8 protein-coding genes are annotated in these 24,442 nt (G+C 65.7%); 6 read left to right on the forward strand and 2 right to left on the reverse strand.

The features are described from left to right. The first annotated feature begins 7 nt into the window (after positions 1 to 7). Positions 8 to 3,214: a hypothetical protein gene (locus E5675_RS02065; protein WP_052182311.1), complete on the forward strand. Its 3,207-nt coding sequence runs from the start codon at positions 8 to 10 to the stop codon at positions 3,212 to 3,214. Here the strand turns inward: E5675_RS02065 and E5675_RS02070 are convergent, their stop codons facing one another. After that, positions 3,215 to 4,483: a site-specific integrase gene (locus E5675_RS02070; protein WP_120218387.1), complete on the reverse strand. Its 1,269-nt coding sequence runs from the start codon at positions 4,481 to 4,483 to the stop codon at positions 3,215 to 3,217. Positions 4,484 to 4,828: 345 nt separating this feature from the next. After that, a complete protein-coding gene (locus E5675_RS02080) occupies positions 4,829 to 5,317 on the reverse strand; it encodes a PilZ domain-containing protein (protein WP_168707777.1) in 489 nt (162 codons plus the stop codon). A 485-nt stretch (positions 5,318 to 5,802) separates the two neighbouring features. Here E5675_RS02080 and E5675_RS02085 point away from each other — a divergent pair, with 485 nt between their 5' ends. The 5 genes from E5675_RS02085 to E5675_RS02105 are packed head-to-tail and all read left to right on the forward strand — an operon-like array spanning position 5,803 to position 24,441. Next, positions 5,803 to 18,990 (forward strand): VCBS domain-containing protein, encoded by a 13,188-nt coding sequence (locus E5675_RS02085; RefSeq protein ID WP_136173121.1) that lies wholly within the window; start codon positions 5,803 to 5,805, stop codon positions 18,988 to 18,990. A gap of 48 nt (positions 18,991 to 19,038) precedes the next feature. Next, complete coding sequence (locus E5675_RS02090; protein WP_136173122.1) at positions 19,039 to 19,761, forward strand: OmpA family protein; 723 nt, start codon at positions 19,039 to 19,041, stop codon at positions 19,759 to 19,761. Next, positions 19,761 to 21,155: a TolC family protein gene (locus tag E5675_RS02095; RefSeq protein ID WP_136173123.1), complete on the forward strand. Its 1,395-nt coding sequence runs from the start codon at positions 19,761 to 19,763 to the stop codon at positions 21,153 to 21,155. The genes E5675_RS02090 and E5675_RS02095 overlap by 1 nt, the downstream gene beginning before the upstream one ends. Before the next feature lie 35 nt (positions 21,156 to 21,190). After that, the gene (locus tag E5675_RS02100; RefSeq protein WP_136173124.1) at positions 21,191 to 23,353 is read left to right on the forward strand and encodes a type I secretion system permease/ATPase; all 2,163 of its coding nucleotides are present in this window, start codon (positions 21,191 to 21,193) and stop codon (positions 23,351 to 23,353) included. Further along, complete coding sequence (locus E5675_RS02105) at positions 23,350 to 24,441, forward strand: cell wall hydrolase (RefSeq protein ID WP_210727591.1); 1,092 nt, start codon at positions 23,350 to 23,352, stop codon at positions 24,439 to 24,441. The genes E5675_RS02100 and E5675_RS02105 overlap by 4 nt, the downstream gene beginning before the upstream one ends. Position 24,442: the final 1 nt, after the last annotated feature.

A 24,442-nucleotide genomic window follows, 5' to 3' on the forward strand; every position in this document is an offset into this window, starting at 1 on the left:
TTGTTCTATGGACCAGCCCGACGATTCGGCCGATCAGCTTGCGGCAACACGCGCCATCCTTCCCTCGGAATTCATGCGCCAGCTGAGACCCGACGAGTTTTCCGATAGCGGGTCCGAGCCTGCCTTCATCCTCGAAGCCTATGAGCTGGAGCAGCGCCTCGAGTATGTCACGGCGCGCAACGAGACCCATGATTTCGAGATTTTCTGTCGGAAGCTTTGCGAGCGGATCGTCTGCAAGAATCTGAAGCCTGCGACGGGCCCGGAGGGCGGCGGTGACAGCAAGGCCGACAGTGAGACCTTTGCGGTCTCCGACGAGATTACGACACTTCACTATGTCGGCGAGGCCAACTCTGGAAGCGAGCGCTGGGCGTTTGCTTTCAGCGCGAAGAAGCAGTGGCAGCAGAAGGCGCGATCGGACATCGAGGGGATCGCGGCGACTGGGCGTCCCTATACGAAGGTGTTCGTCGTCACCTCGCGTTATGGCCGCTCCAAAGATGTCGCCAAGATTCAGGATGAGCTGTCAGAGAAATTCGGCTTTCGCGTCGAGATATTCGACCGAAGCTGGATCATCGACCGGGTTCTGACGCACGGAAATCAGGATATCGCTGTCGACTATCTCGGAGTCGGTAAGCGAAACGAGAAGGCGCGTGTCGGGCCAGCCGACTACGCGCGGTCGCAGCAACTCGAAGATCTGGAGAAGGCAATCCAGGACCCTGCCGCTTATGCCGGCATCGAGGCGCAGCGCGTGACCGACGCCCTGCTCGCTGCGACGCTTTCGAAGGAGTTGGAGCGGCCGCCTTTCGAGACCCATGGGCGATTTGATCGGGCGATCCGCATCGCCGATCAACATGGTCTGCTCAGCCAGCAGATCGAAGCACGCTATCAGCGGCTTTGGACGGCCTTCTACTGGTTCGACGAGTTTGACCTCCTGGACCGCGAGTTTGACGCGTTCGCTGAACTCGCGTTTGGCTCGCCCGCGGCGCGACACGCGGAACGCCTTGCAAACCTTCTGCAATGCCTGATTACGGCGGTCGCACAGGGCTATCGTTCAGCCGAACAGGTTCGCCTCTCGGAACGCCGGTCCGCGTTGGTCGCTCGCCTCGAATTTTTTGCGGGTCAGAAGGACCGTCCCAACAATGCGCTCGAAGCGCGCACGACCTCCCTAATGCTCGAGATCACCTCCCTTGCGTTCGATCGACGCGACGAAATCTCCCCCTTTTGGCAGGAAGCCGAAGCTATCCTCGAAGCGGCGTCGGGGCTCGCTGAATATGATGCCGAGCGGCTCGCGCAGCTGATCGAGGAGGTGGGGCCGCTTGCCGGGAACGATCCGGCCTATGGTGAACTGGTCGACAAGCTCGCAGACTTCATGGGCAAGCGGGTCGGCGAAGGCGAGAGTGGACGTATTTTGCTGCGAAGGGCGCGGCGGCTCGACACAAATGCGGACCGTCTTGAGATAATTCGTCTGCTCGGACGGGCCACGCATCAACTCACCAAGCGCGAATATGCGGAAGAGCTCATCGAAGCGAGCTACATGCTCGCGGTCGCCTATCGGGGCACCGGTACGCTCTGGGCTGCGCGTGCCGCGGCGCTGTTTGCTGTCGCATCGATAATTGCAGATTCGGAGCACGATAGCCATCCATCGGTCACCCTCGTTCCCGCGTTGATGCTCCTCATCTGGATAGACATCGAGTTGCGGCTGCTGCCCGAGGCGCTCGACGCGATCCGGATGGTGAATGGTTGCCGAAAGTTGCTGCCGCTCGACGACGCTTCGAAGGTTCGCGTCGACGAGAGGTTGAAGGAATTTGATGGCGTCCTCACTTGCCAGTTTCTCAACAGCTCGGCCGATGACTTCGAGGCGATGGCGGGCCTCCCGACGGTTCTGGAACGCCTTGGTTTGCCTATGTCCTGCGGCGCGCTTCTCTACGCCTTGGGCTATGCGGAGCGCCTGGGTGAACGTCAGCCCGAGGAGGAGCCGGAAGGGGGACTTGAAGGCATGTTCGCGCGCGCGGCCAACCAGCCAGCGGGCGACCTCGGTGGTCGGCCGCTGGTTACCGGCAGCCCGCGACCGCACAGCATCGAGACCCGCGTTATCGGCATGCGCGTCGCGGTGCATCTATCGGGCAGCGACACAGCGCTGCTCGCCGGCCAAACCCTGCTGGCGGTTATCGACACGCTGTTTGCTACGGTTATCGGCCTGCGGATCGGAGCATTCGTCGAGCGCTTTGATATCGATCTCGTGGAAAGCGATGTTGCCACAGCACCGAACGTTGATTTCGATGGCAATAACATGCGCGCCAAACTTCATTGGCCTGCCGGATCGACACCCGCCGATCATCTCGGTGAGAGCGGAACCCATAGCCAATTCCTGCTTCTCTCAACGCTGATGCTCGTCGCGACCTCACTCGCCGACCGGCAAAAAATATCTCTGGAGAAGCTTTTTCGGGAAGAATCACTCCTTGAGCGCGTCAGCGCCGCAGTCGCGAGTTCGAACAGCCGCATCCGGGCGATGAACAGTCCAGCGTCGCGACTGACGGATTGGAACGAGCTATCGCTCGAGCGGTTTCCGCCGAAGGCCGACCGGCCGGTAATTGTAAGGGTGCCAGAGGCTGATCCCGAAGAAGAAACAATCAGCGAGCGATACGCGACTGGCGATCACCGCAGCGTCGAAGTGCGCTCGATCTTGGACATTCCGCAATGGGAGCAGGCCCGCTGGATCGGCGTGATGCTCGGTCTGCAGCATGATCTCCCGATCGTCGGATTGCACTTTGAGGATCGCGAGGCGGGACGCCAAATTTTCGAGCGTTGGCGCGAACGGTTCGGCGCACGAGATGCCAAAGGGGCTATCCACATCGCGATCTTGCGCGAACTACCTGGTCGGCCCCCGTCCCACTATGCGGTGCTATTGATGGCGGGAACTGAGCCAGGGGATTTCGCTGGTACGCTGGTGAGCATGCCGAGCCGCCTCAAGCTGCTCGAACCTGCCGCCGACACGAATCTGAGGTTCTTTCTCGATAACTATCCCGCGGGTGGCTCGTTCATTCTGGTTCCCACTTACGTGAAGGAGAATGGCGAGCCCGATCTGATGATGGACCTTGCCATACTAAAGCATGACCTCTCGATCCGGAGAGTTGCCGATATCGGCAAGTCCGATTTGGAAATCATCGGAGTGCAGCTTCTCGAGCAAATGGAGGCGCGCGACGGTTCGCCGCCTTGATCAGGCGGCGAACTTCATCTTTGCCGCCTTCCGCACGCCAGTCTCAAGATGTTTTGCGATCTCGTCCGAAGTGCGGCTGACCGCCAGCTTCACGGCTTCATCGATATGAACATAGTCCTGCGTCACACTTTGCGACGCGTGGCCTAGCATCGCGCGGATCGTGAGCTCGGAGAAGCCGAGTTCGCCCGCCATGCTGCCGAAGGTGTGGCGCAGCGTATGCGGCGTTACGCCCTCAATGCCGGCCGAGCGGCATAGTCGGGCCAAGCAGTCGCTGACGGCGGTAAACGGGCCTTCGCCATTCGACGCGGGAAAGACGTAGGGGCAGCCGGCTATTTCGGGTTGAGCGACGACGATCTTGATCGCCTCGGGTCCGATCGCCCGAAATTGTGCATCGCTCTTCGTGTCGGGGAACGCGACGTAGCCGCCCATGGGGTTAACCCACTGCCGCTGCAGCGCCTGCGCCTCTTCGCGCCGATAGCCGGTCAGAAGGAGCGTCCTGACAATTGCGAGCGCAACGGGGTTCTCGGAACCCAGTTCGGCCCGGCCGATCGCCCGACCCAGCAGCTCGATCTCGGCGATGCTGAGACGCCGGGTCCTTTTCTTGGTCGCGAGCTTCTTCGCGCCCTTCGTAGGATGTTCCGCAATCAGTCCCTTGTGCTTTGCATGGCCTAGGATGGCCTGGAGGGTGCCGAGGCTCCTCCCGGCAACGCCGGCACCGCCCGTCGGGCGGCCGCCGCGCCCGCCCGAAGGAGGCTTTCGGGTCTGACCGGTTGCAATGTCATTTTGCATTGCCTCGACGTCGGCGATCGTCAGCTTCCGCACGAGGCGTTTGCCCATCAGCGGGATGATATGCGTCAGGATGCGGCTCTCATCCATGTTGAGCGAGGTGTCCTTGATCGGGCGGTTCTTCCGTCCAAGAATGCGGCCGGCTCGCGCTTCGACGAGATACCATTCGCACATCTCGGCGACATTGAGATCCTTCCGGACCCGGCGCGACTCCTCTGCGGGATCTTCGCCAGAGGCGACCTTGCCCAACTGAATCTTCGCGAGCTCGCGGGCTTGCTCGACCGTCATCACGCCGAAGCGCCCGATCTTCACTCGCCGAACCCGGCCTTCCTCATTCATATACTGGATGACGAAGGTTTTCGTCCCGGTTGCGCCGACACGGACACCGAAACCTTTGATCTCGGTATCCCAAAGAAATGCCTGGCCTGTCGCTGGTGCAGCCAGCGCATCGACCGTCCGCTTATTGAGCTTCGCAAGCGCCACAAGTTCCTCCATCATATTACGCGAGGGTGGCCGATTCGAAAAGTAATGAGGACGTAATAGAAAATCACCGCTTCGCAGGGTAGGGCTAGGATAAATTATCGTAGGCCGAAGTCAACAAATGCTTGGATTTTCGTACCTTGGCGTAGAAAAAGAAGCTCTGGGGTATTTGCAGTAATTTCTTGCCAAGGTTGGGGTCGAGGGTTCGAATCCCTTCGCCCGCTCCAGTTTTTCTCGACAATCCCAGCGAGACTGCCGCCATCTTCGGGCGGGCCGTTTGCTTGCGGCTGTCCCTTCGTCTCCATTTCTCCATCGGCCGCGCATCTCATGTAGAATGCGCGCGCAGGGTCAGGAGAAGGTCAGCGAGGCGAGGGCGACGATGAAGATCAGGATCACCGCGGTGAACAGCGCGGTCAGCGCCGTGAATAGGAAGGCGCTCGACGGACGCCGCGGATAAAGTTCGCCGAAATCGCCCGCCGCACTCGCATCGGCATCATCGACGGCGCCGTCGCCGTGCGGCGTCTTTAGCAACGCGGCGCTGATCGCGCTCGCCGGGACCGGGGTCAGAAACTCGCACCCGAAGAGTCGGCCGTTCTCGCGAACGACGCGCGCCGGCGCGGCACCCAGCTCGGGCAGGACCAGCAGAAAGGTTTCGCCGAGCGCGAAGGGGGCGTCGGTCTCGATCAAAAGGCCCGTTCGCGACAGGTTCCGGATGACGACCATCGCCTCGCTCGTCGCCGAGCGCGCCGCGACGTCGAGCCGCAAGGTGCGCCGCGGCGTTCGTCTGCGGTCGGCCGCCTCGACGGGTTCCGCGATATGGGCCAGCAGCGATCTCACCGGCGTCTCCTTTGACGACCAGCTATCGCGCGCCAAGTTTAATATTGCCTTTTCGCCAGCCCGATCGCTGAGCTGGATGCGCAAAAATACCCGCAGACTTGCCGTCGACATCGAGATTCCGGACTTAACAATTAAGCGGATTCTGCATCATTGGCGGGGAGATGTGCGATGAACCGTTGCATCCTTTGGACCGAATCGGGACGCAATCGGGCGGAGAACGAACAGGTTGCCGCTTTGAAATATAACTTCATCTAATTGAACAGTAACACTTTTATTGGGATCAATCCCGCTCCAGAGGAACAGGGTTAAGTCGGAGACTGCATTTTCTAAAAAATTGTTAACGCGCTTGCGGAGTCTCGAGAATCCATGCTCTCCTGACGAGTGGGGAAGGTCCGAGTCGCTCGGACAGTGGGTCGCACTGACATTGGTGGAACTTTGCTTTGCTGCATTCGCGGCGGGGTGAAGCGCGTGCGAGGAAAATAGCCATGGATTCTTTCGACAATCCGGCCCGCAACGGAATCACGGGGCCTCAAGGCGGAGGCGGGGAGGGCGCATCGGCGGACCCGTCGAGCCAGGCCGTAGCGGATAGCCAATTCCTGGCCGCTGCCGCACAGGTCACCGCGGCCGCATCGGCGCTTCCGCTGGCAATCCAGGCGATCCTCCTTCCCGACGCGAGTGGGCGCGTCGTCCTGCCTGCCGGCGCATCGATCGACGACATCAGCGTGTCGGGCGCCGACCTGATCGTCACGCTGCCGAACGGGCAAGTGTTGATCATTACGAACGGCGCGGTCGATATTCCGTCTATCGTCGTCGACGGCGACACCCTGCCCGCGAGCACGGTCGCGCAGCTGCTCGACAATCTCGGCGAGCTCAATCCCGAGGCCGGCACGCGCAGCTCGGGCGGCAATTTCGCCGACCCCGAAGGACCGATCCAGGACGCCTATGCGCTTGGCGACCTGCTGCCCTACACCGAACTCGCTTTTCCGCAGCCCGAAGACCGCGAACTGCTTCCCGACGTGCTCGATGAGGAGCCCAAAGTCGTCATCGTCACACCGAACGAACCCGCGGGGGTAACGGCGGCGACCGCAAGCGTCGACGAAGCCGGCCTGCCCGTGCGCGGCAACGAGCCAGCGGGTACCAATGCGGCGGCGGACAGCGAGACGACGACCGGCTCGATTGTCTATGACGCGGGCGACGGACTCGACTCGATCGCGATCAACGGCACGGCGGTCACCGCCGTGGGGCAGGTGATCACGACGCCGCTCGGCCAGCTTACGATCACAAGCCTGACGCCGGGCAACGTCGGATACAGCTATACGCTGACCGACAACACCAATGCGAACAACAATCCGACCGACGTGTTCAACGTGGTGGTCACCGATCGCGACGGCGACACCGCGGCGGCGACGCTGACCGTCAGCGTCGTCGACGACGCGCCGACCGCGCGCGACGACACCGATGCGCTGGCAGGGGGAACGCGCGGTCCCGAAACGGGCAATGTGCTGACCGGCGCCGGAACGACGAGCGGTACGGCGGGCGCCGACACGTCGGGTGCCGATGGCGCGACGCTGACCGGCATCCGGTCGGGGAGCGGCGACAGCTTCTCCGCGCCGGGGACGGTGCAGGGGCAATATGGCACACTCACCATCAACGCCGACGGCAGCTACAGCTATGTCCGCAATCCGGGCACGCCGGGCGGGGTCAACGACGTTTTCACCTATCGGATCACCGACAGCGACGGCGATACCTCGACCGCGACGCTGACGATCGCGATCGGGACCACACCGCCACCGCCGCCGCCGCCGCCGGTTTTTGCGACGGTAAACGAAGCCGGACTTGCCGCACGCGAAGGCGAACCCGCGGGTTCGGACAGCGCCGCCGACAGCGAGACGACCGCGGGCACGATCCCCTTCTTTTCGTTCGACGGCGTCGCCAGTGTCACGCTGGCGGGGACGGTCATCGCCCCGGGCAGCCTTCCGCAGACGGTGTTCAGCGACGCGGCAGGCACGCTCGTCGTCACAAGCTACACCTATGATCCCGCCACGGGGCAGGGTTCGGTCGGTTACAGCTATACGCTGACCGACAATACGTCGGGTGACGACACCGAGTTCGAGTTTTTGCTCGAGGTGACCGACCTTGGCGGCGGCGGCAGCGAAAGCTCGCTGATTATAGACGTCATCGACGATGCGCCGACCGCGCGCGCCGACAGCGATAGCGTGACCGAGGACGGTCCGGCGACCGCCGACGGCAATGTTCTGACGGGCTTGGGTGGCGGCGACGCCAATGCGACCGACGGCGTCGCCGACACTCAAGGCGCCGACGGCGCGGTCGTGACCGGGCTGGCGGGCGGCAGTGTCGGCGAGCCGCTCGCGGGCGCCTACGGGGTGCTGACGCTGAATGCCGACGGCAGCTACAGCTATGTTCTCGATAACGCATCGCAGCCGGTGCAGGGCCTGTCGGCGGGCGAGGTGCTGACCGAGATATTCACCTACACGATCACCGACGGCGACGGCGACACCTCGACGACGACGCTGACGATCACGATCAACGGCACCGACGACGGCGTGACGGTCGATGGCCTCGACGCCGAGGGCGCCGAGCTCACCGTGGACGAGGATGATCTTGGCGATGGTTCCTCGCCCGACGCTGCCGCGCTGACCCAGGACGGCAGCTTCAGCGTCTCGACCCCCGACGGGCTCGGGAATGTGACGATCGGCGGCACCCAGGTCGTTACCAACGGTGTCTTCACCCCCGGCACCGCGACCAGTCCGCTAGGCACGGTCAACATCACCGGATTCACGCCCGTCACCGGCGCCGACGGCTCGGTGATCGGCGGCAGCTTCACCTATGAATATGTCCTTGCCGACAACACGCTGACGCACGCGAACGACGGCGAGGACAGCGTTACAGACAGCTTTGCCGTCACCGTCACCGACAGCGACGGATCGAGCGCGAACGCCAGCCTCGATGTGCGGATCGTCGACGATGTGCCGACCGCGGCGAATGATAGCGCCGGCGCGGCCGAAGATACGCCGGTCGTCATCGACGTGCTGGCGAACGACGTTCGCGGCGCCGATGGCGTCGATCCCGCGACGGGCGTCGTGCTCGCGACCGCGCCGGCGAAAGGGACGGTCGTCTACAATGGCGACGGCACCTTCACCTATACCCCGACGGCGGGGCAGGAAGGCGAGGACAGCTTCACCTACACGATCACCGACGGCGACGGCGACACATCGACCGCGACGGTGACGGTGACGCTCGCGAAGGATTCGGTCCCGACGATCGATATGGGCGCCGACAACAGCGTCGACGAGGCGGGGCTACCGAACGGCTCGAGCTTCGCCTCGGACAGCGAGACGACGACGGGCAGCTTCACGCTGACGACGGGCAACGACAGCATCGCATCGCTCGTGATCAACGGCGTCGATGTGACCTCCGGCGGCACCGTGACAACGCCTGTCGGCGTGCTGACCGTGACCGTCAGCGGGGGCGCCTACAGCTACAGCTATACGCTCACCACCAATACGTCGGGGGACGACACCTTCGACAGCTTCACCGCGGTGGTGACCGACAGCGACGGCGATACTGCGACCGACACGCTGGTGATCGATATCGTCGATGACGTGCCGACGGCGCGCCCCGACACCGACAGCGTGACCGAGGACGGGCCGCTGACTGCCGACGGCAATGTGCTGACCGGCAGCGGCGGCGGGGACGCGAACGGCACCGACGGCGTCCTCGATACGCAGGGCGCCGACGGCGCGAGCGTGACCGCGGTCGGCTTCGGCGGGGCGGCAGGCAGCGTCGGCGCGGGGCTGGCGGGCGCTTATGGCACGCTGACGCTGAACAGCGACGGCAGCTACAGCTATGTCCTGAACAATGCGGCGCAGCCGGTGCAGGGCCTGTCGGCGGGCGAGACGCTGACCGAGATATTCACCTACACGATCACCGACGGCGACGGCGATCCCGCGACGACGACGCTGACGATCACGATCAATGGCGCCGACGACGGCGTGACGATCGAGGGGCTCGACGCCGAGGGCGCCGAACTGTTCGTCGACGAGGACGATTTGCCCGCGCGTGCCGGCGAAGCGCCGGGGTCCGATACGACCCCCGACGGCGTGACCGACGGCGGCAGCTTCACCGTATCGACCCCCGACGGCATGGGCAGCGTCGTGCTCGACAGCTTCAACGGCGTGCCGCTCGGCGCGCCGCTGACGCTCGTCACCGCCGGCGGCAGCTTCACGCCGCAATCGGTCGCGACCGCCTATGGCACGCTCGACATCGCCGGCTTCACGCCCGTGACGGGCGCCGACGGATCGGTCATCGGCGGAACCTTTACCTACAGCTATACGCTGACCGACAACCGCACCGACCACCCCGCCGCCGGACAGGACGATCGCACCGACAGCGTCGGCGTGACCGTCACCGACGCCGACGGCAGCAGCGCCAGCGCGACGATCGACGTCCGGATCACCGATGACGTCCCCGATGCGATCGACGACGCGGCCACGCAAACGATCGAAAATGCGCCGGTCACGATCAATGTACTCGCCAATGACGTACAGGGTGCCGACAGCGTCCAGCCGGGGGCGGTCGAGCTGGTGGCCGGATCGCTGACGGGCACCGGCATGCTCGTCAACAATGGCGACGGCAGCTTCACCTACACCCCCGCGGCGCAGGAAAGCGGCACCGTCAGCTTCCAGTATCGCATCACCGACGGCGACGGCGACACCGACGTCGCCACCGCGACGATTACGCTCGTCGCCGATTCGGCGCCGCAGATCCGCAATGCCGATGATGTGACGGTCGACGAGGACGGGCTTCCCGGCGCCAATGCCGACAATGGCCTTGCGGGCGAGGTGACCTCGACGGGCAGCGCAAGCGCCAGCGGGACGATCACCGTCGATTTCGGCAGCGACGTGCCGGCGGCGCTCGCCGGTTCGCTTGTCCTGAACGACAGCGGCGCGCTCGACACGCAGCTTACCGTCGGCGCCGTTCCGGTAACCTTCGCCAAGGACGGCGACGATCTCGTCGGCTCGGTCGGCGGCGCAGAGGTGATCCGCATCGCGCTGACGAGCGCGGTCGCCGGTCCCGGCGCGACCGAAGTCACCTATGGCTATACGGTCACGCTTTCGCAGGCGATCGATCAGGCGCTTGCGGGTAGCGAGGACAGCGATCTGCTCGCGGGCATCGGCTTCACCGTCACCGACAGCGACGGCACCCCGTCGTCGGGCGCGTTCGACGTCACGATTGTCGACGATCTGCCAACGCTCAGCGTCTCCGACACGCCGGTGAGTGTTGTCGAAGGCGCGACCGTGAACGGCACATGGACGCTCGATCAGGGCGCCGACGGTGTCGCGTCGGTGCTCGTCGGCTTCGGCAGCGGCAGCGCCACTCTGTCGCTGACGCCGGGGAGCAGCGTGTCGATTACGCAGCCGACGGGCACGCTGACGGTGGGCGCCGACGGCAGCTTCAGCTTCGCGGCGGCGAACGATCAGGATGACGCCACGAATCCGTCCGCGACCTTCACCCTGTCGGCGGTCGATCGCGACGGCGATCCGACGTCGGACAGCCTGACGATCGCGATCGTCGACGGCGCAGGCCCGGTGAACGCGACGCCGGTCACGCTGACCGTGAACGAGGTGGCGATCGACGGCATCGGCAGCAATCCGGCAAGCCCGGATGAGACCGACAGCGGCACCCTTGCCTTCACCGCGGGATCGGACACGCTCTCGGGCTTCGCTTTTACCGGGGTCGCGGGCCTTGTCGCCAATCTCGACGGCGCCGGTACCGACATCTTCTGGTCGATGGCGCCCGACGGGCAGACGATCACCGGCTCGCTGACGCTGGGCGGCCCCGCCGCGATCACGATCAGCCTGACCGCGCCCGCGAGCATCGCGCCCGGCGCGACGGCGAATGCCAGCGTCACGGTCACCCTCGCCGACAATCTGCCGCACGCGATCGCCAATGCCGCGCAGACGCAGGCGCTGGGAACGGTCACCGTGCAGGCGACCGATACCGACGGCGACCCCGCAACCGGCGTCGTCACCGTGCAGGTCATCGACGATATTCCGGCGGCGAACCCCGATGTCGACAGCGTGACCGAGGACGGCGCGCTGATCGCCGACGGAAACGTCCTGACCGGCAGCGGCGGCGGCGACGCGAACGCCACCGATGGCGCCGCCGATACGCAGGGCGCCGACGGCGCGACCGTCACCGCGCTCGTTGGCGGCACGGTCGGCGCGCCGCTCGTCAGCACCTATGGCACGCTGACGCTGAACGCCGACGGCGGCTATTCCTATGTCCTCGACAACGCGAACAGCGCGGTGCAGGGGCTTTCCGCCGGTCAGACGCTGACCGAGACCTTCACCTACACGATCACCGACGGCGACGGCGATCCCGCGACGACGACGCTGACGATCACGATCAACGGCGCCAACGACGGCGTGACGATCAATGGCCTTGCGGTCCCAGGTGGTGAGGAGGTCGTCAACGAAGACGATCTTCCCGACGGATCGTCGCCCGATGCCGCGGCGCTGACCCAGACGGGTGCCTTCACCGTCACCGCGCCCGACGGTCTCGACGACGTCACCATCGGCACCGCGCAGGTGATGACGAATGGCGTCTTCACGCCCGGCCTGACGACGACAAGTGCGTTCGGCACGGTGACGATCACCGGCTTTACCCCCGTGACCGCGGCCGACGGTTCGGTGATCGGCGGCACCTTCACTTACGAATATGTGCTCGATGACAATACGCTGACCCATCCGGCGGCGGGCGAGGACAATGTGACCGACAGTTTTGCGGTCACCGTCACCGACAGCGACGGATCGAGCGCGAATGCCAGCCTCGACATCATCGTCATCGATGACGTGCCGGCGGCCTCGCCCGAGCCGAACCAGAATGTCGCCGAGGGCGCGACCGTCACCGGTACGCTCGATTTCGTCGAGGGCGCCGATGGCGCGAGCGTCACGGCGATCAACGGCACGACGCTGATATTCGGCGGCGACGGTTTCTCGCAGGCCATCGACATCGGCGACGGCACGATCAAGGTAAAGGCCGACGGCAGCTACAGCTTCACCGCCGACGCTGCGGTTCTGGGCACCGGCAGCGCTTCGGCGACCTATACGGTGACCGACGGCGACAACGACACGTCGACCGCGCCGATCACCTTCACGATCGCCGACGCCAATGTCCCGACCGCAGGCACGACGCAGGCGTCGGTCGACGATGATGCGCTCGCCGGCGGCAATCCCGCGAGCACGGCGGGCGACCTGCCCGATCCGAACAGCGATGGCGACAATGATCAGGCGACCTTCGCTGGTCTGTTGAACCTCGATTTCGGGGGTGACGGCGCGGGTTCGGTCGATTTCGCCGCGATGGACGGACTGTTCGTCAGCGTCGGTCAGGAATCGGTGCAGCTCGCCTGGAACGCGGGCACCGGCACGCTGACCGGCACGGGTCCGCGCGGCCCCCTGTTCACCGTCGAGGTGACCGATAGCGCGGCGGGCGCCTATAAGGTGACGCTGCTCGACAATGTCCTGCACGCCGCCGGCGGTGACGAGAATGACGCCACCGCGACGCTGACCTTCACCGTCACCGACAGCGACGGGTCGCCCGCGAACGGCACGCTCGAAATTACCTTCGACGACGATGCGCCGACGGTCACCGCAGGCGGCACGCAGCCGGTCCTGACGGTCGACGAGACGGCGCTCGGCACCGATGCACAGGCCAGCTTCGCTTCGGTGTTTGTGCCGGTGTTCGGTGCCGACGGCGCTGCGGCGGCGAATGCGACGACCTATGCGCTCGGTATCAATGCCGGGGCGACGGGGCTGGTCGACACCGCGACCAACGAAGCCGTCGTCCTCAGCGTCGTCGGCGGCGTGGTCGAGGGGCGGACCGCGACGTCGGACGCACTTGTCTTCACGCTCAGCGTCGCGGCGAACGGGACGGTCACGCTCGACCAGATCCGGGCCGTGGTCCATACGCCCGACAGCGGGGCCGATCAGCCGACGGGTCTGGTCGCGGACAACCTGATCACCCTGACCGCGACGGTCACCGACGGCGACGGCGACACGGCGACGGCAACGGCGAATATCGGCCAGAACCTCGTCTTCCGGGACGACGCGCCGGTAGCGGAGGACGACAACGCGGGGCTGACCGAAGGCGGTCCGAGCTTCGTCACCTTCGATGTCGATACCAACGACAACAACGGCGCCGACGGATTCGGCAGCCGCAGCTTCGCCAGCCTGACCGGCAGCTACGGCACGATCACGCTCAATGGCGATGGGACGCAGACCTATACGCTCACGCCCGCCGGGCAGGCCGCCATCGATGCGCTGGCGCCCGGGGCGACGCTGACCGATATCTTCACCTATACGCTGACCGACAAGGACGGCGACAGCGATCCCGCGACGCTGACGGTGACGCTGACCGGCACCGACGACGGGGTGACGATCACCAATCTGACGTCCAAGCTGGACGGCGGCGACGCGACGGTGGACGAGGACGACCTGCCCGCCGGGTCGGACACGACCAAGGAATCGCTGACCACGACAGGCAGCTTCAATATCTCGGCGCCCGACGGCGTCGCGGATCTGTCGATCCACGGCGTGCAGGTGATCAACAACGGCGTCTTCACGCCCGCGGCGATTCCCACCCCGCTCGGCAATATGCTGAACATCACGGCCTATAATGCCGCGACCGGCGAGGTCAGCTACAGCTATACGCTGAACGCGGCCGAAACGCATGCGAGCGTCCAGGGCGAGAACAGCCTGTTCGAGGATTTCGCCGTCGAGCTCACCGACACCGACGGCGACAATGTCGACAGCCTCCTGTCGATCGCCATCATCGACGACGTGCCGACCGCACGCCCCGACACCGATGCGGTGGCCGAGGATGCCGGCGACGCGACGGGCAATGTCATCACCGGCGTCGGAACCACCAACGCGCCGGGCAGCGCCGACACTGCTGGCGCCGATGGCGCTACGGTAACCGGCGTCGCGGCGGGGACATCGGCGACGGCGGTGACCGGCAATGTCGGTGCGGCGCTGGCCGGCAGCTACGGCTCGCTGACGCTGAGCGCGGGTGGCGGCTACACCTATGCGTTGAACAACGGCAATGCGACGGTGCAGGCGCTCGGCGTCGGAGAAACGCTGACCGAGACTTTCACCTACACGATCACCGACGGCGACGGCGACACTTCGACGACGACGCTGACGATCACGATCAACGGCACGAACGACCTGCCGACGATCGGATCGGCGACGACCGCGGTGTCGGACGAAGGTCTGGCGGGCGGTTTTCCCGATAGCGCCGGGACCGTCGACACGACCAACCTCACGCTCCGCACCGGCACGATCGCGGTCGGCGACCCCGATGGCGATCCGCTGACGCTATCGCTCGGCGCGCCCGCGACCGCGCTGTTCTCGGGCGGCCAGCCGATCGTGTGGGACACGACCAACCCGCAGCTCTTGCTCGGCAAGGTCGGGACCGAAACGATCATCAGCGTCGCGATCGACAATGGCGGCAATTACACCGTGACGCTGTCGGGGCCGATCGATCACCCCGACACGACGCAGGAGGATGCACTGTCGCTCGTCGTGCCCGTCAGCGCCAACGACGGCACGACGACGGTCACCAATGCGAGTGCGCTGACGATCGGGCTCGAGGACGATTCGCCGGTTGCCATCGCGCCGCTGGCCGCCGCGCTGATCAATGCGCCCGGCTCGTCGGTCTATCAGTCGCTCGACAGCGACGGCGACGTCGATAACAATTACGGCGGCGACGGCCCGGGAAGCGTGATCTTCACCGCCGCGACGATCGCCGCGCTGCAAAGCCAGAATCTGACGTCGGGCGGCCAGGCGCTGACCTATGTCATTTCGGCAAACGGCACCGTCCTGACCGCTGAAAAGCCGAACGGCGACGATGTCTTCATCATCCGCCTACAACCCGCGGGCCATGCCGACCAGTATCAGGTCGAGATGGTACAGAAGCTCGATTCGACCGCGACGGTCGATTTTAACAGCGGCGGCTATGATTTCGTCGGCGGCAACACCGCCTGGGTCGGTTTCGTGAAGGCGGGCGACAACAACAGCCAGGACATATTGATCACGCCGATGAAGAATAATGCCGACGGTGGCACGGTAAACGCGAACAACACCGAAACCGGCGTCGACAACAATAATGTCGGAGCGAACGAAGCGGTGCGCGTCGATTTCGTCATCGACCTGACCGGATCGCCGGGCAACGGGCAGGACTATGGGGTTCTGGCGAACCAGAACCACGCCTTTGATTCGCACTACACCGCGAACGGCGCGTCGGCGCTCTTCACCAATATCAACGGCAGCAGCAGCGTCCGGCTGGTCGCGCGCGACGATGTCGATACCGACAATGACATCGGGGACGGCATCAAGGATACGATCACCAAGGTCGCGATCAGCTATAACGGCGCGACGCTCTCGGTGACCGCGAACGGCACCTATAATGTCGGCGGGCAGAATTTCACCGTGACCTTCGCGAACGGCGAGGCGACCGTCGCCGGGGTCGTGTCGAACGCGGTCATCGCGGGCTTCACCGCCGACGGCTACAACAGCATCGAATTCCACCACGCGGGCGGCGACACGTTCAAGATCGGCGACTTCGGCGCGGTCGTGCAGACCGAAAATCCGGTGAATTTCAACGTGCCCGTGACCATCGTCGATGGCGACGGCGATGCCGCGCCGGGCTCGCTTGCGATCACGACCGCGTCGCCGCTGCTCGTCGTCGGATCGGCGACCGGCGACGTCGGCGGCGAGACGACCGACCATGTCGTCGCCAACCCGCAGGGCCTGCCCGACGGGGCGATCCAGGGCGGCGCCTTCGACGACACGCTCGTCGGCGACCCCGGCTCGGTGACGATCACCGAGGGGCAGCAGGCGAATGTCGTGCTCGTGCTCGACAGTTCGGGCAGCATGACGACCCAGATCGCCTTCGGGGGCGGTACGATTTCGCGGATGCAGGCGCTCAAGAATGGCGTGAACGCGCTGATCGACAGCCTCTCGCAATCGGGCGCGCTCGACGTCCGGATCACCGTGATCGATTTCGATTCCGACGGAGATAATCTGGGGACCTTCAACCTGATCGTGAACGGCGTCGTCCAGGCGGCGCAGGTCACGGCCGCGAAGGCGGCCGTCAACGGGATGACGGCGTCGGGCAGCACCAATTATGAGGACGGCCTGCAGGACGCGCTGAGCTGGATCAATGGCGGCAACGGCATCGCCGGCGCCGACGTGAACAAGGTCGTGTTCGTGTCCGACGGCAATCCGACCGTCTGGAACAATGGCGGCACCGGCGACGACGGCGACGCGACCAATGTCCAGAATTCGATGAACCAGGTGCTGGGCTCGGACGGAACGAACGAACCGCAACAGATTCTCGCGACGGGCTATTCGATCGACGCGGTCGGGGTCAACGTCAATGCGAGCCTCTTGGCGCGGCTCAGCGATGTCGAGGACGGCAACGCCTCGGGCGGAACCGGCAGCGCGACCAACGCGACGTCGGCCGAACAGCTCGCGGCGGTGCTGCAGGTGCTTGGCGGCTCGACCGACCTCGCCGCGGCCGGAAACGACACGATCAACGGCGGCGAGGGTGCCGACGTCATTTTCGGCGACGTGCTTTACACCGATGCGCTTGCGGCGCAGCTTGGCGTCAACCTTGCGCCGGGATCGGGCTGGGCGGTGTTCCAGACGCTCGAAGGCCGGGTGAACGCCGAAGCGATCGATCCCGCCGGCAATGGCGCCGACTGGAATCGTCAGGACACGATCGCCTATATCCGCGCGAACTACACCAGCCTCGCACAGGAAAGCGGCCGGACGGGGGGCAATGACACGATCAATGCCGGCGCCGGCAACGACATCATCCTTGGTCAGGAAGGCAATGACACGATCAACGCCGGGGGTGGTGACGACCTGATCCAGGGCGGCACGGGCCGCGATGTCATGACCGGCGGAACCGGAAGCGACACCTACGTCTTCAACGCGGGCGACAGCCGCCCGACGCTGGGCGGCAGCGGGAATGGCGGGACGATCACGGGGCACGACGTGATCACCGATTTCAATCTCGCGGCTGATATTTTGAACCTGCCCGGAACCCCGGTCCCCGACGGGAATGGCGCGGTGGACGGAACAAACTCGGTTCTGACGATCAGCGGACAAGCGATCCGCTCGCATTCGGTCGCCGATGGCGTGATTACATTCGACGACAATAACAGCTTCGCGACCGCGCTCACCCTGTCCAGCGATGCCCACGTCGCGGCGGCGGTCGACTATCTGCAGCGCAACGACCTCGGCCCCGCGGGAACGACCGTCGCTTTCGTCGCGGGCACGCGGACCTTCGTCTATCAGCAGGTCGGAACCAGTCCGAACCCCGCCAACGACATCCTCGTCGAGCTGCAGGGCGTCACGATCACCAATTTGAACACGCTGATCGGCACGCGCGTCACCCCGGTGACGCTCGATCTCGGCGGCGACGGGCTCGATTTCGTGTCGTCGGCGGCGGGCGCCGCCTTCGACCATGACGGCGATGGCGTGCGCGAGGCGACGTCGTGGGCGGGCCGCGGCGACGGCATCCTCGTCCGCGACGCCAATGGCGACGGCATCGCCAACGACGGCGGCGAGATCAGCTTTTCGGTCGCCGGCTCGACCGACCTCGAAGGGCTGCGCCTGCAGTATGACAGCAATGGCGACGGCAAGCTCAGCGCCGAGGACGCCGAATTCGCCAGCTTCGGCGTGTGGCAGGACGCTAACGGCGACGGCGTCACCGACGCGGGCGAGTTCCGCTCGCTTGCCGACCTCGGCATCGCCAGCATCGCGCTGATCTCCGACGGCAAAGCCTATGTCGCGGGCGACGGCGAGGTGATCGTCCATGGCGAGGCGAGCTTTACGCGTACCGACGGTACCACCGCCGCGGTCGGCGACGTGTCGTTCATTTCCCCGCGCGCAGCGAACGACATCGAACGCGCGGCGGGTAATCAGGCGCTGGCCGGCTCGCTGGTCGCTGCGTCATTGATCGCCATCGCGCATGACGAGCGGTCGGACGGCCCGGCGACGGGCAAGGGCGTGAGCGAAAATGTCGTCACCATCGAAGCGGCCGATGAAAGCGGCGTCGCGGCGGCCGAAAACGCCCATGCGGTTGCGCCGCACATCGTGGCCGAAACCGCACCCGAACGGGTAGACGAGGCTCGGCCCGTGCCGCCCGCCGCCACCCACGACGACGCGGCGCCCGCTTCGATCGATACGGATCGCGGCGACTGGCGCACCGATGCGGCCGGCGATGCGGACGCCGATCGCGGCGCGGATACGCTGTTCGACCAGGTCGCGGACCATGCGGCGCCAGGTCAGGGCGTGATGGACGGGCTGCTCGCGCTCGCCGCGCTGCCCGCCGAAGCCGCCATCGCCGATGCGGCGGCGCACGACCCGGCGGCGACGGCGGTGCTCGCCGAGGTGATCGAGGGCAGCAATGCGATCGACCAGCTGATCGACACCGTCGCGGGCGGCGGAACCGTGCAGGAAGCGGCCGAAGCGCCCGCCTTCGATCTGGCGCAATTCCTCGACCAGCGCGTGATCCTTGAGGCGGGAATCGTCCCGCATCCGACGGTCGAGCACGAACTTCACCAAGTGGCGGCGGCCTGACCGGCGCATTGCAGGACCAGAAAGACTAAGTGGGAGGGCGATTAGACCATGGCACATCAGGGACAATGGATGGCGGGGGCGCTGTCGGCGCTGCTACTCGCTCAGCCAGGCGGCGCAATGGCGCAGGCGCTCGCCGATCGGCCGATCGGCGAGCTCAAGACCGAGGTGCGCAGCCGCTACGACGCGGCGCTCGCGATGTCGATCGACCCCTCGGTCGCGGCGGCCGACAGCAATAGCTACGCCTGGGCGTCGGAGGCCAAGGTCCAGTGCGGCATCGCGCTCGGTTTTCTCAAATCGAACAGCAAGGACGCCGAAAGCCTGCGCCGCTGCGACTTCGCCTACGGTATGATGACGCGCCAGCCGGCGCCGCCCGCCGAAGCGGCGCTGGTGCCGCCGCCACCGCCGAGCACCGAAAACTGCCCGCCCGAGGTCGCCTCGACTTTCTATTTCGACTGGGATTCGACCACTCCGCCCGCCGACGCGGCGCAGTCGGTCGCTTTCATGGCCGAAAACCGCACGCGCTGCGGCTGGGCGAATTTCACCGTCGTCGGCCACACCGACCGCTCGGGCCCCGATAGCTACAACGACGGGCTGGCGCTGCGCCGCGCGCAGGCGATCGCCGACATGATGGGCGGCGCGGGCATTCCGGCGGGCGCGATCGCCGTCTCGGGAATGGGTGAGCGCCAGCCGCGCGTCCAGACCGTCGATGGCGCGCGGACGCCGGAAAACCGGCGTGTCGAAGTCGAAGTGAACGCGATGGGGGGACAGTGATGAAACCGCAACATAAGCTCGCCGGCCTTGTCTCGGCGCTCGCCATGGCCTGTTTCGCCGCCTCGGCTGCGGCCGAGCCGACCAGTATGCAGAATGTCATGGCGGTCGCGATCGATTCGAACCCGCAGATCCATCAGGCCGAAATGAACAAGCAGGCGATCGAGTTCGAACTCGAGCAGGCGAAGGGCCTCTACCTGCCGCGCGTCACGCTCGAATTGTCGGCGGGGGTCCGCCGGCTCGAAAATGCGACCCGCCGTGCGCTCGGCATCGCCAATGAGGAGCTCTATCCGCTCGAGGCGGGAATCCGCGCCGAACAGACGCTGATCGATTTCGGCCGCCGTCGCGGCGAGAAATTGCGTCAGGCAGCGCGCGTCGACGGCGCCGCGCTGCGCGTCGTCGAACGCTCCGAATTCATCGCATTGCAAAGCGCGCGGCAATATCTCGACGTCCTGCTCCAGCAGCGCGTCGTTGCCGCCGCCGAAGACAATATGACCTTTCACAACGGCCTCGTCTCCGACCTGTCGAGCGGGGTGAATGCGGGCTCGATCAGCATCGCCGACCTGCAGCAGGCGCAGGAACGCGCCAAGGCGGCGAGCGTGCGCGTCAGCGAAGCGAAGGAAGCGCTGCAGAATGCGAAGATCGAGCTGCTCGCGCTGAGCGGGCTTCAGGTCGACGAAGTGCAGATGCCCCCGGCGATGGCCGAAAAGCTTCCCGTCAGCCTCAGCGAAGCCGTGGGCCTCACCCGCGCGCGGCATCCGAAAGTGCTCGAGGCGCAGGCCGACGTCGATGCGTCGAATGCCGAAGCCAAAAAGGCCAAGGGCGATTTCGCCCCGACGATCGGGCTCGAGCTGTCGGGCCGGATCGGCGACGATATCGACGCCTTCCGCGGCGAGACGAACGACCTGCTCGGCCGCGTCGTGATGCGCTGGGATATTTTCGACGGCGGGATCAATCGCGCGAAATATCAGGAGATGGTGCGCCGCGCGAGCGAGAGTCGCTTCCGCCTGCACGAGGCCGAACGCAATGCCGAGGCCGATACGCGCCGCGCCTGGAATGCGCGCGAGACGCAGACCGCGGTGTTCCGCGACCTCGTCGACCAGAGCAAGGCGACCGACGAGCTGCTCCTGTCGTACCGCGACCAGTTCGGGGTCGGCCGCCGTTCGCTGCTCGATGTGCTCGACGCGCAGAACACGCGCTTCAACGTCCAGGTTCGCGCCGAAACCGCGCGCTTTTCGGAGATGTTCGCGGTCTATCAGATCCTCGCCTCGACCAACAATCTGCTCGACGCCTTTAATCTGACCGCACCCGAATCGCGCCGCGTCTATGCCCGTGAAGAGGTCGGTTACGGCCCGCCGGCGCCCGCCGAACTCCAGCGCCGCCGCTACCCGCAATGACGTCCACGGATTGATTCCAGCTAGAAAAATTTGAAATGTTCCAGGATCAATCGACGATTGCGTATATCGGCAAAGAGGCACCGGGCGATCCGCTGATCGCCTGCATCCTCTTCGTCGCGCAGCATTTCGGGCAAAATTTCCAGCGCGGCGCGCTCGGCGCGCTCGCGCGCGACGAACGCGGCTTCCTTCCCTTTCACCAGGCCGAAGCCGCGCTCGACCTCTGCTTCATCAACAACGAACGGCTCCATGCGCGCAAGGTACGGCATTTCGCGCGCGAACTGCCCGCGATCATCGGCCGCACCGACGGCACATGCGCGGTGTTGCTCGAGGCGCAGGACGAGCAATATCTCGTCTGGGAACCCGGCGCCGCGCTGCCCTTCTGGGCCGACGAGGCGGCGGTCGAAGAAAGCTATGCGGGACAGGCGGTCGCGGTCGCCGCCGATCCGACCGCGATCCGCGCCGAGGAACGGCCGTGGGACGAACAGGCGAAGCGCCATTGGTTCTGGGGCGAGGTACGGCGGATGCGCCGCTCCTTCTATCCCGTGCTCGGCGCGGCGCTGATGATCAACCTGCTCGGCTTCGCGCTGCCCTTGTTCACGATGAACGTCTATGATCGCGTCATCCCCAACAAGGCGGTATCGAGCCTGTGGGTGCTCGCGATCGGGGCTTGCCTCGCCTTCGCGGTCGAATTCACGCTGCGTCTCGCGCGCGCGACCTTGCTCGACGATCTCGGCCGCGACCTCGACGTCAAACTGTCCGAGAAGATTTTCTCGAAAGTGCTGAACATGCCGCTCGCCGACCGGCGCGGCAGCACGGGGATGCTCGCGCGCCGCGTGTCCGAATTCGAAAGCGTGCGCGATTTCTTCGCCTCGACGACGATCGTGCTGATCGTCGACCTCGCCTTCCTCTTCCTTTTCGTGATCATGATCGCGGTGCTCGCGGGCTGGCTCGCGCTCGTCCCGCTCGCGATCATCGCTGCGATGGGCGTCGCGGGCTATTTCCTCCAGCGGCGCATGATGCAGGCCTCGCTCGACAATCAGGCCGACATGAGCATCCAGCACGCGATGCTCGTCGAGGCGATCGGCGGCGCCGAAACGGTCAAGAGCTGCGCCGCCGAGGGGCAGGTGCTCGGCCAGTGGCGCCGGATGGTCGACACCAGCGCGCGGACGCAGGCTGCGCTGCGTCGGACGGGCGCCGCCGCGATCAACCTCGCGACGCTCGGGCAGCAATTTTCCGGCCTCGCGCTCGTCGTCGGCGGTTTCTATCTGTTCGACGCCGGCAAGATTTCGATGGGCGCGATCATCGCGATCGTCATGCTCGCCGGCCGCTCGATGGCTCCCGTCGGCCAGCTTGCCTTCCTGATGACGCGCGGGCGGCAGGCGGTGACGACGATGGCGAGCATCCAGCAGATGATCGAGGCCGGCGACGAACGCCGCATGGGCAGCAGCGCGCTCGATCTCACGATCGACAAGGGCGACGTTTCGGTCGAGGGGCTGTGCTTCACCTATCCGGGCGCCGCCGCGCCATCGCTCGCCGACATCGACCTCAAGATCGATGCGGGCGAGCGGATCGCGATCGTCGGCCGCGTCGCGTCGGGCAAGTCGACGCTCGGGCGGCTGCTCTGCGGGCTTTATGCGCCCGAGGCGGGCAATATCTTCATCGACGGGCTCGACAGCCGCCAGCATTCGCCGATTTACCTCCGCTCGCAATTCCGCTTCGTCGGACAGGACGCGGTGCTGTTCAGCGGCTCGATCAAGCAGAATATGCAATATTGCGCGCCGGCGGCGACCGACGCCGAGCTACTCGCGACGCTGCAGTCGATCGGCGCCGACCGCTTCATGGGCCGCGACGAGACCGGGCTGGACCGCGGCACCGGCGAGCGCGGCGGGCAGCTCTCGGGCGGGCAGCGCGGCTTCCTCACCATCGCCCGCGCGCTTGCTTCACCCTCGCGCCTGCTTTTCCTCGACGAACCGACCGGCGCGATGGACACGCAGAGCGAGCGGCTGTTCATCGAGGCGCTCGATAACGCCGTCGCCGAGTCGCAGACGCTGATCGTCGCGACGCATCGCGAAGCGATCCTCAAGATGTGCGACCGCATCATCGTCATCGACGGCGGCCGCATCGTCGCCGACGGCCCGCGCGCCGAAATCCTCGCGCGGACGAGCAAGGAATCGGCGACCAGGGAATCGGCATCATGATCCCCGAACTGCACATCGGGCAGGGCGGCGCCGCGCGCGCGGACGCCCCTTGGGCCGAAGACCGACGCGCGCCGTCAAAGAGCCTCAAGCTCGTCCTGCTCGGTCTGGCGCTCTTCGCCGCCGCGATCCTCTTCGCTGCGTCGAACGACCGGCTTTCGCGCCTGGTCCAAGGCGCCGTCGAGGGCTGGAACGCCGACCCCGCCGAAACTGCGAAGGCGGCAAAGAAGCAGGCGATCGCCAGGCTGATCACCGAGACCGAGAGCGATTCGCTGGTTCCCGCCGCCGAGGGCGCCGACGCCGTCGCGCGCAACGCGCTGCTCCCCGTTTCAACGCTGCCCGTCGAGGCGGCGCGGCCGTTCCTGATGCCGGCAATCTCGCTGGTGCAATCGACCAACGCGCAGCGCTGCCTGACGCAGGCGATCTATTATGAGGCGGCGACCGAATCCGACGCGGGCAAGGCGGCGGTCGCGCAGGTCATCCTCAACCGCATGAAGCATCCGGCGTATCCGAACACCATCTGCGGCGTGATCTATCAGGGCAGTTCGCGCCCCGGCTGCCAGTTCAGCTTCGCGTGCGACGGCTCGATGCGCCGCCCGCCGGTGCCCACGCTGTGGCGCCGCTCGGCCGAGGTCGCGCGCGCCGCGCTGTCGGGCCATGTCGAGGCGAGCGTCGGCATGGCGACGCATTATCACGCCAATTACGTCCTTCCGCGCTGGGCGCCCAAACTCACCAAGATCGAACAGATCGGCGCGCATATCTTCTATCGCTGGCCCGGATCGTGGGGCAAGCCGCGCGCATTTTCGGACGCCTATGCCGGCTCCGAATATATCCCCGCCTTCAGCCAGCTTTATCAAGGCGGTGCGGCGGCGACCGATGCGCTGCCCGGCGAAGCGATCGCGGTCGGGGGCGTCGCCCCGCCGCGCGACCCGACCGACCACCGTGCCGATAACGACATCGGCGGCCGCATCGACGTCACCAAGGGCTGGGTGCCGAACATCCCCGACCCGACGCGGAGCAAGGCGCGCTTCGACAGCCTGACCAGCCAGCAGGGCGTCGTCGCTGCGCCCGAAGCTCAACCCGGAACATAAC

This window comes from Sphingopyxis sp. PAMC25046 (assembly GCF_004795895.1).
Taxonomy (GTDB): domain Bacteria; phylum Pseudomonadota; class Alphaproteobacteria; order Sphingomonadales; family Sphingomonadaceae; genus Sphingopyxis.

What these genes read in the sequence shown, in the direction of transcription:
- E5675_RS02065 (WP_052182311.1), top strand. Translation starts at nt 8, where the DNA reads ATGGACCAGCCCGACGATTCGGCCGATCAGCTTGCGGCAACACGCGCC.
- E5675_RS02085 (WP_136173121.1), top strand. Translation starts at nt 5,803, where the DNA reads ATGGATTCTTTCGACAATCCGGCCCGCAACGGAATCACGGGGCCTCAA.
- E5675_RS02090 (WP_136173122.1), top strand. Translation starts at nt 19,039, where the DNA reads ATGGCACATCAGGGACAATGGATGGCGGGGGCGCTGTCGGCGCTGCTA.
- E5675_RS02095 (WP_136173123.1), top strand. Translation starts at nt 19,761, where the DNA reads ATGAAACCGCAACATAAGCTCGCCGGCCTTGTCTCGGCGCTCGCCATG.
- E5675_RS02100 (WP_136173124.1), top strand. Translation starts at nt 21,191, where the DNA reads ATGTTCCAGGATCAATCGACGATTGCGTATATCGGCAAAGAGGCACCG.
- E5675_RS02105 (WP_210727591.1), top strand. Translation starts at nt 23,350, where the DNA reads ATGATCCCCGAACTGCACATCGGGCAGGGCGGCGCCGCGCGCGCGGAC.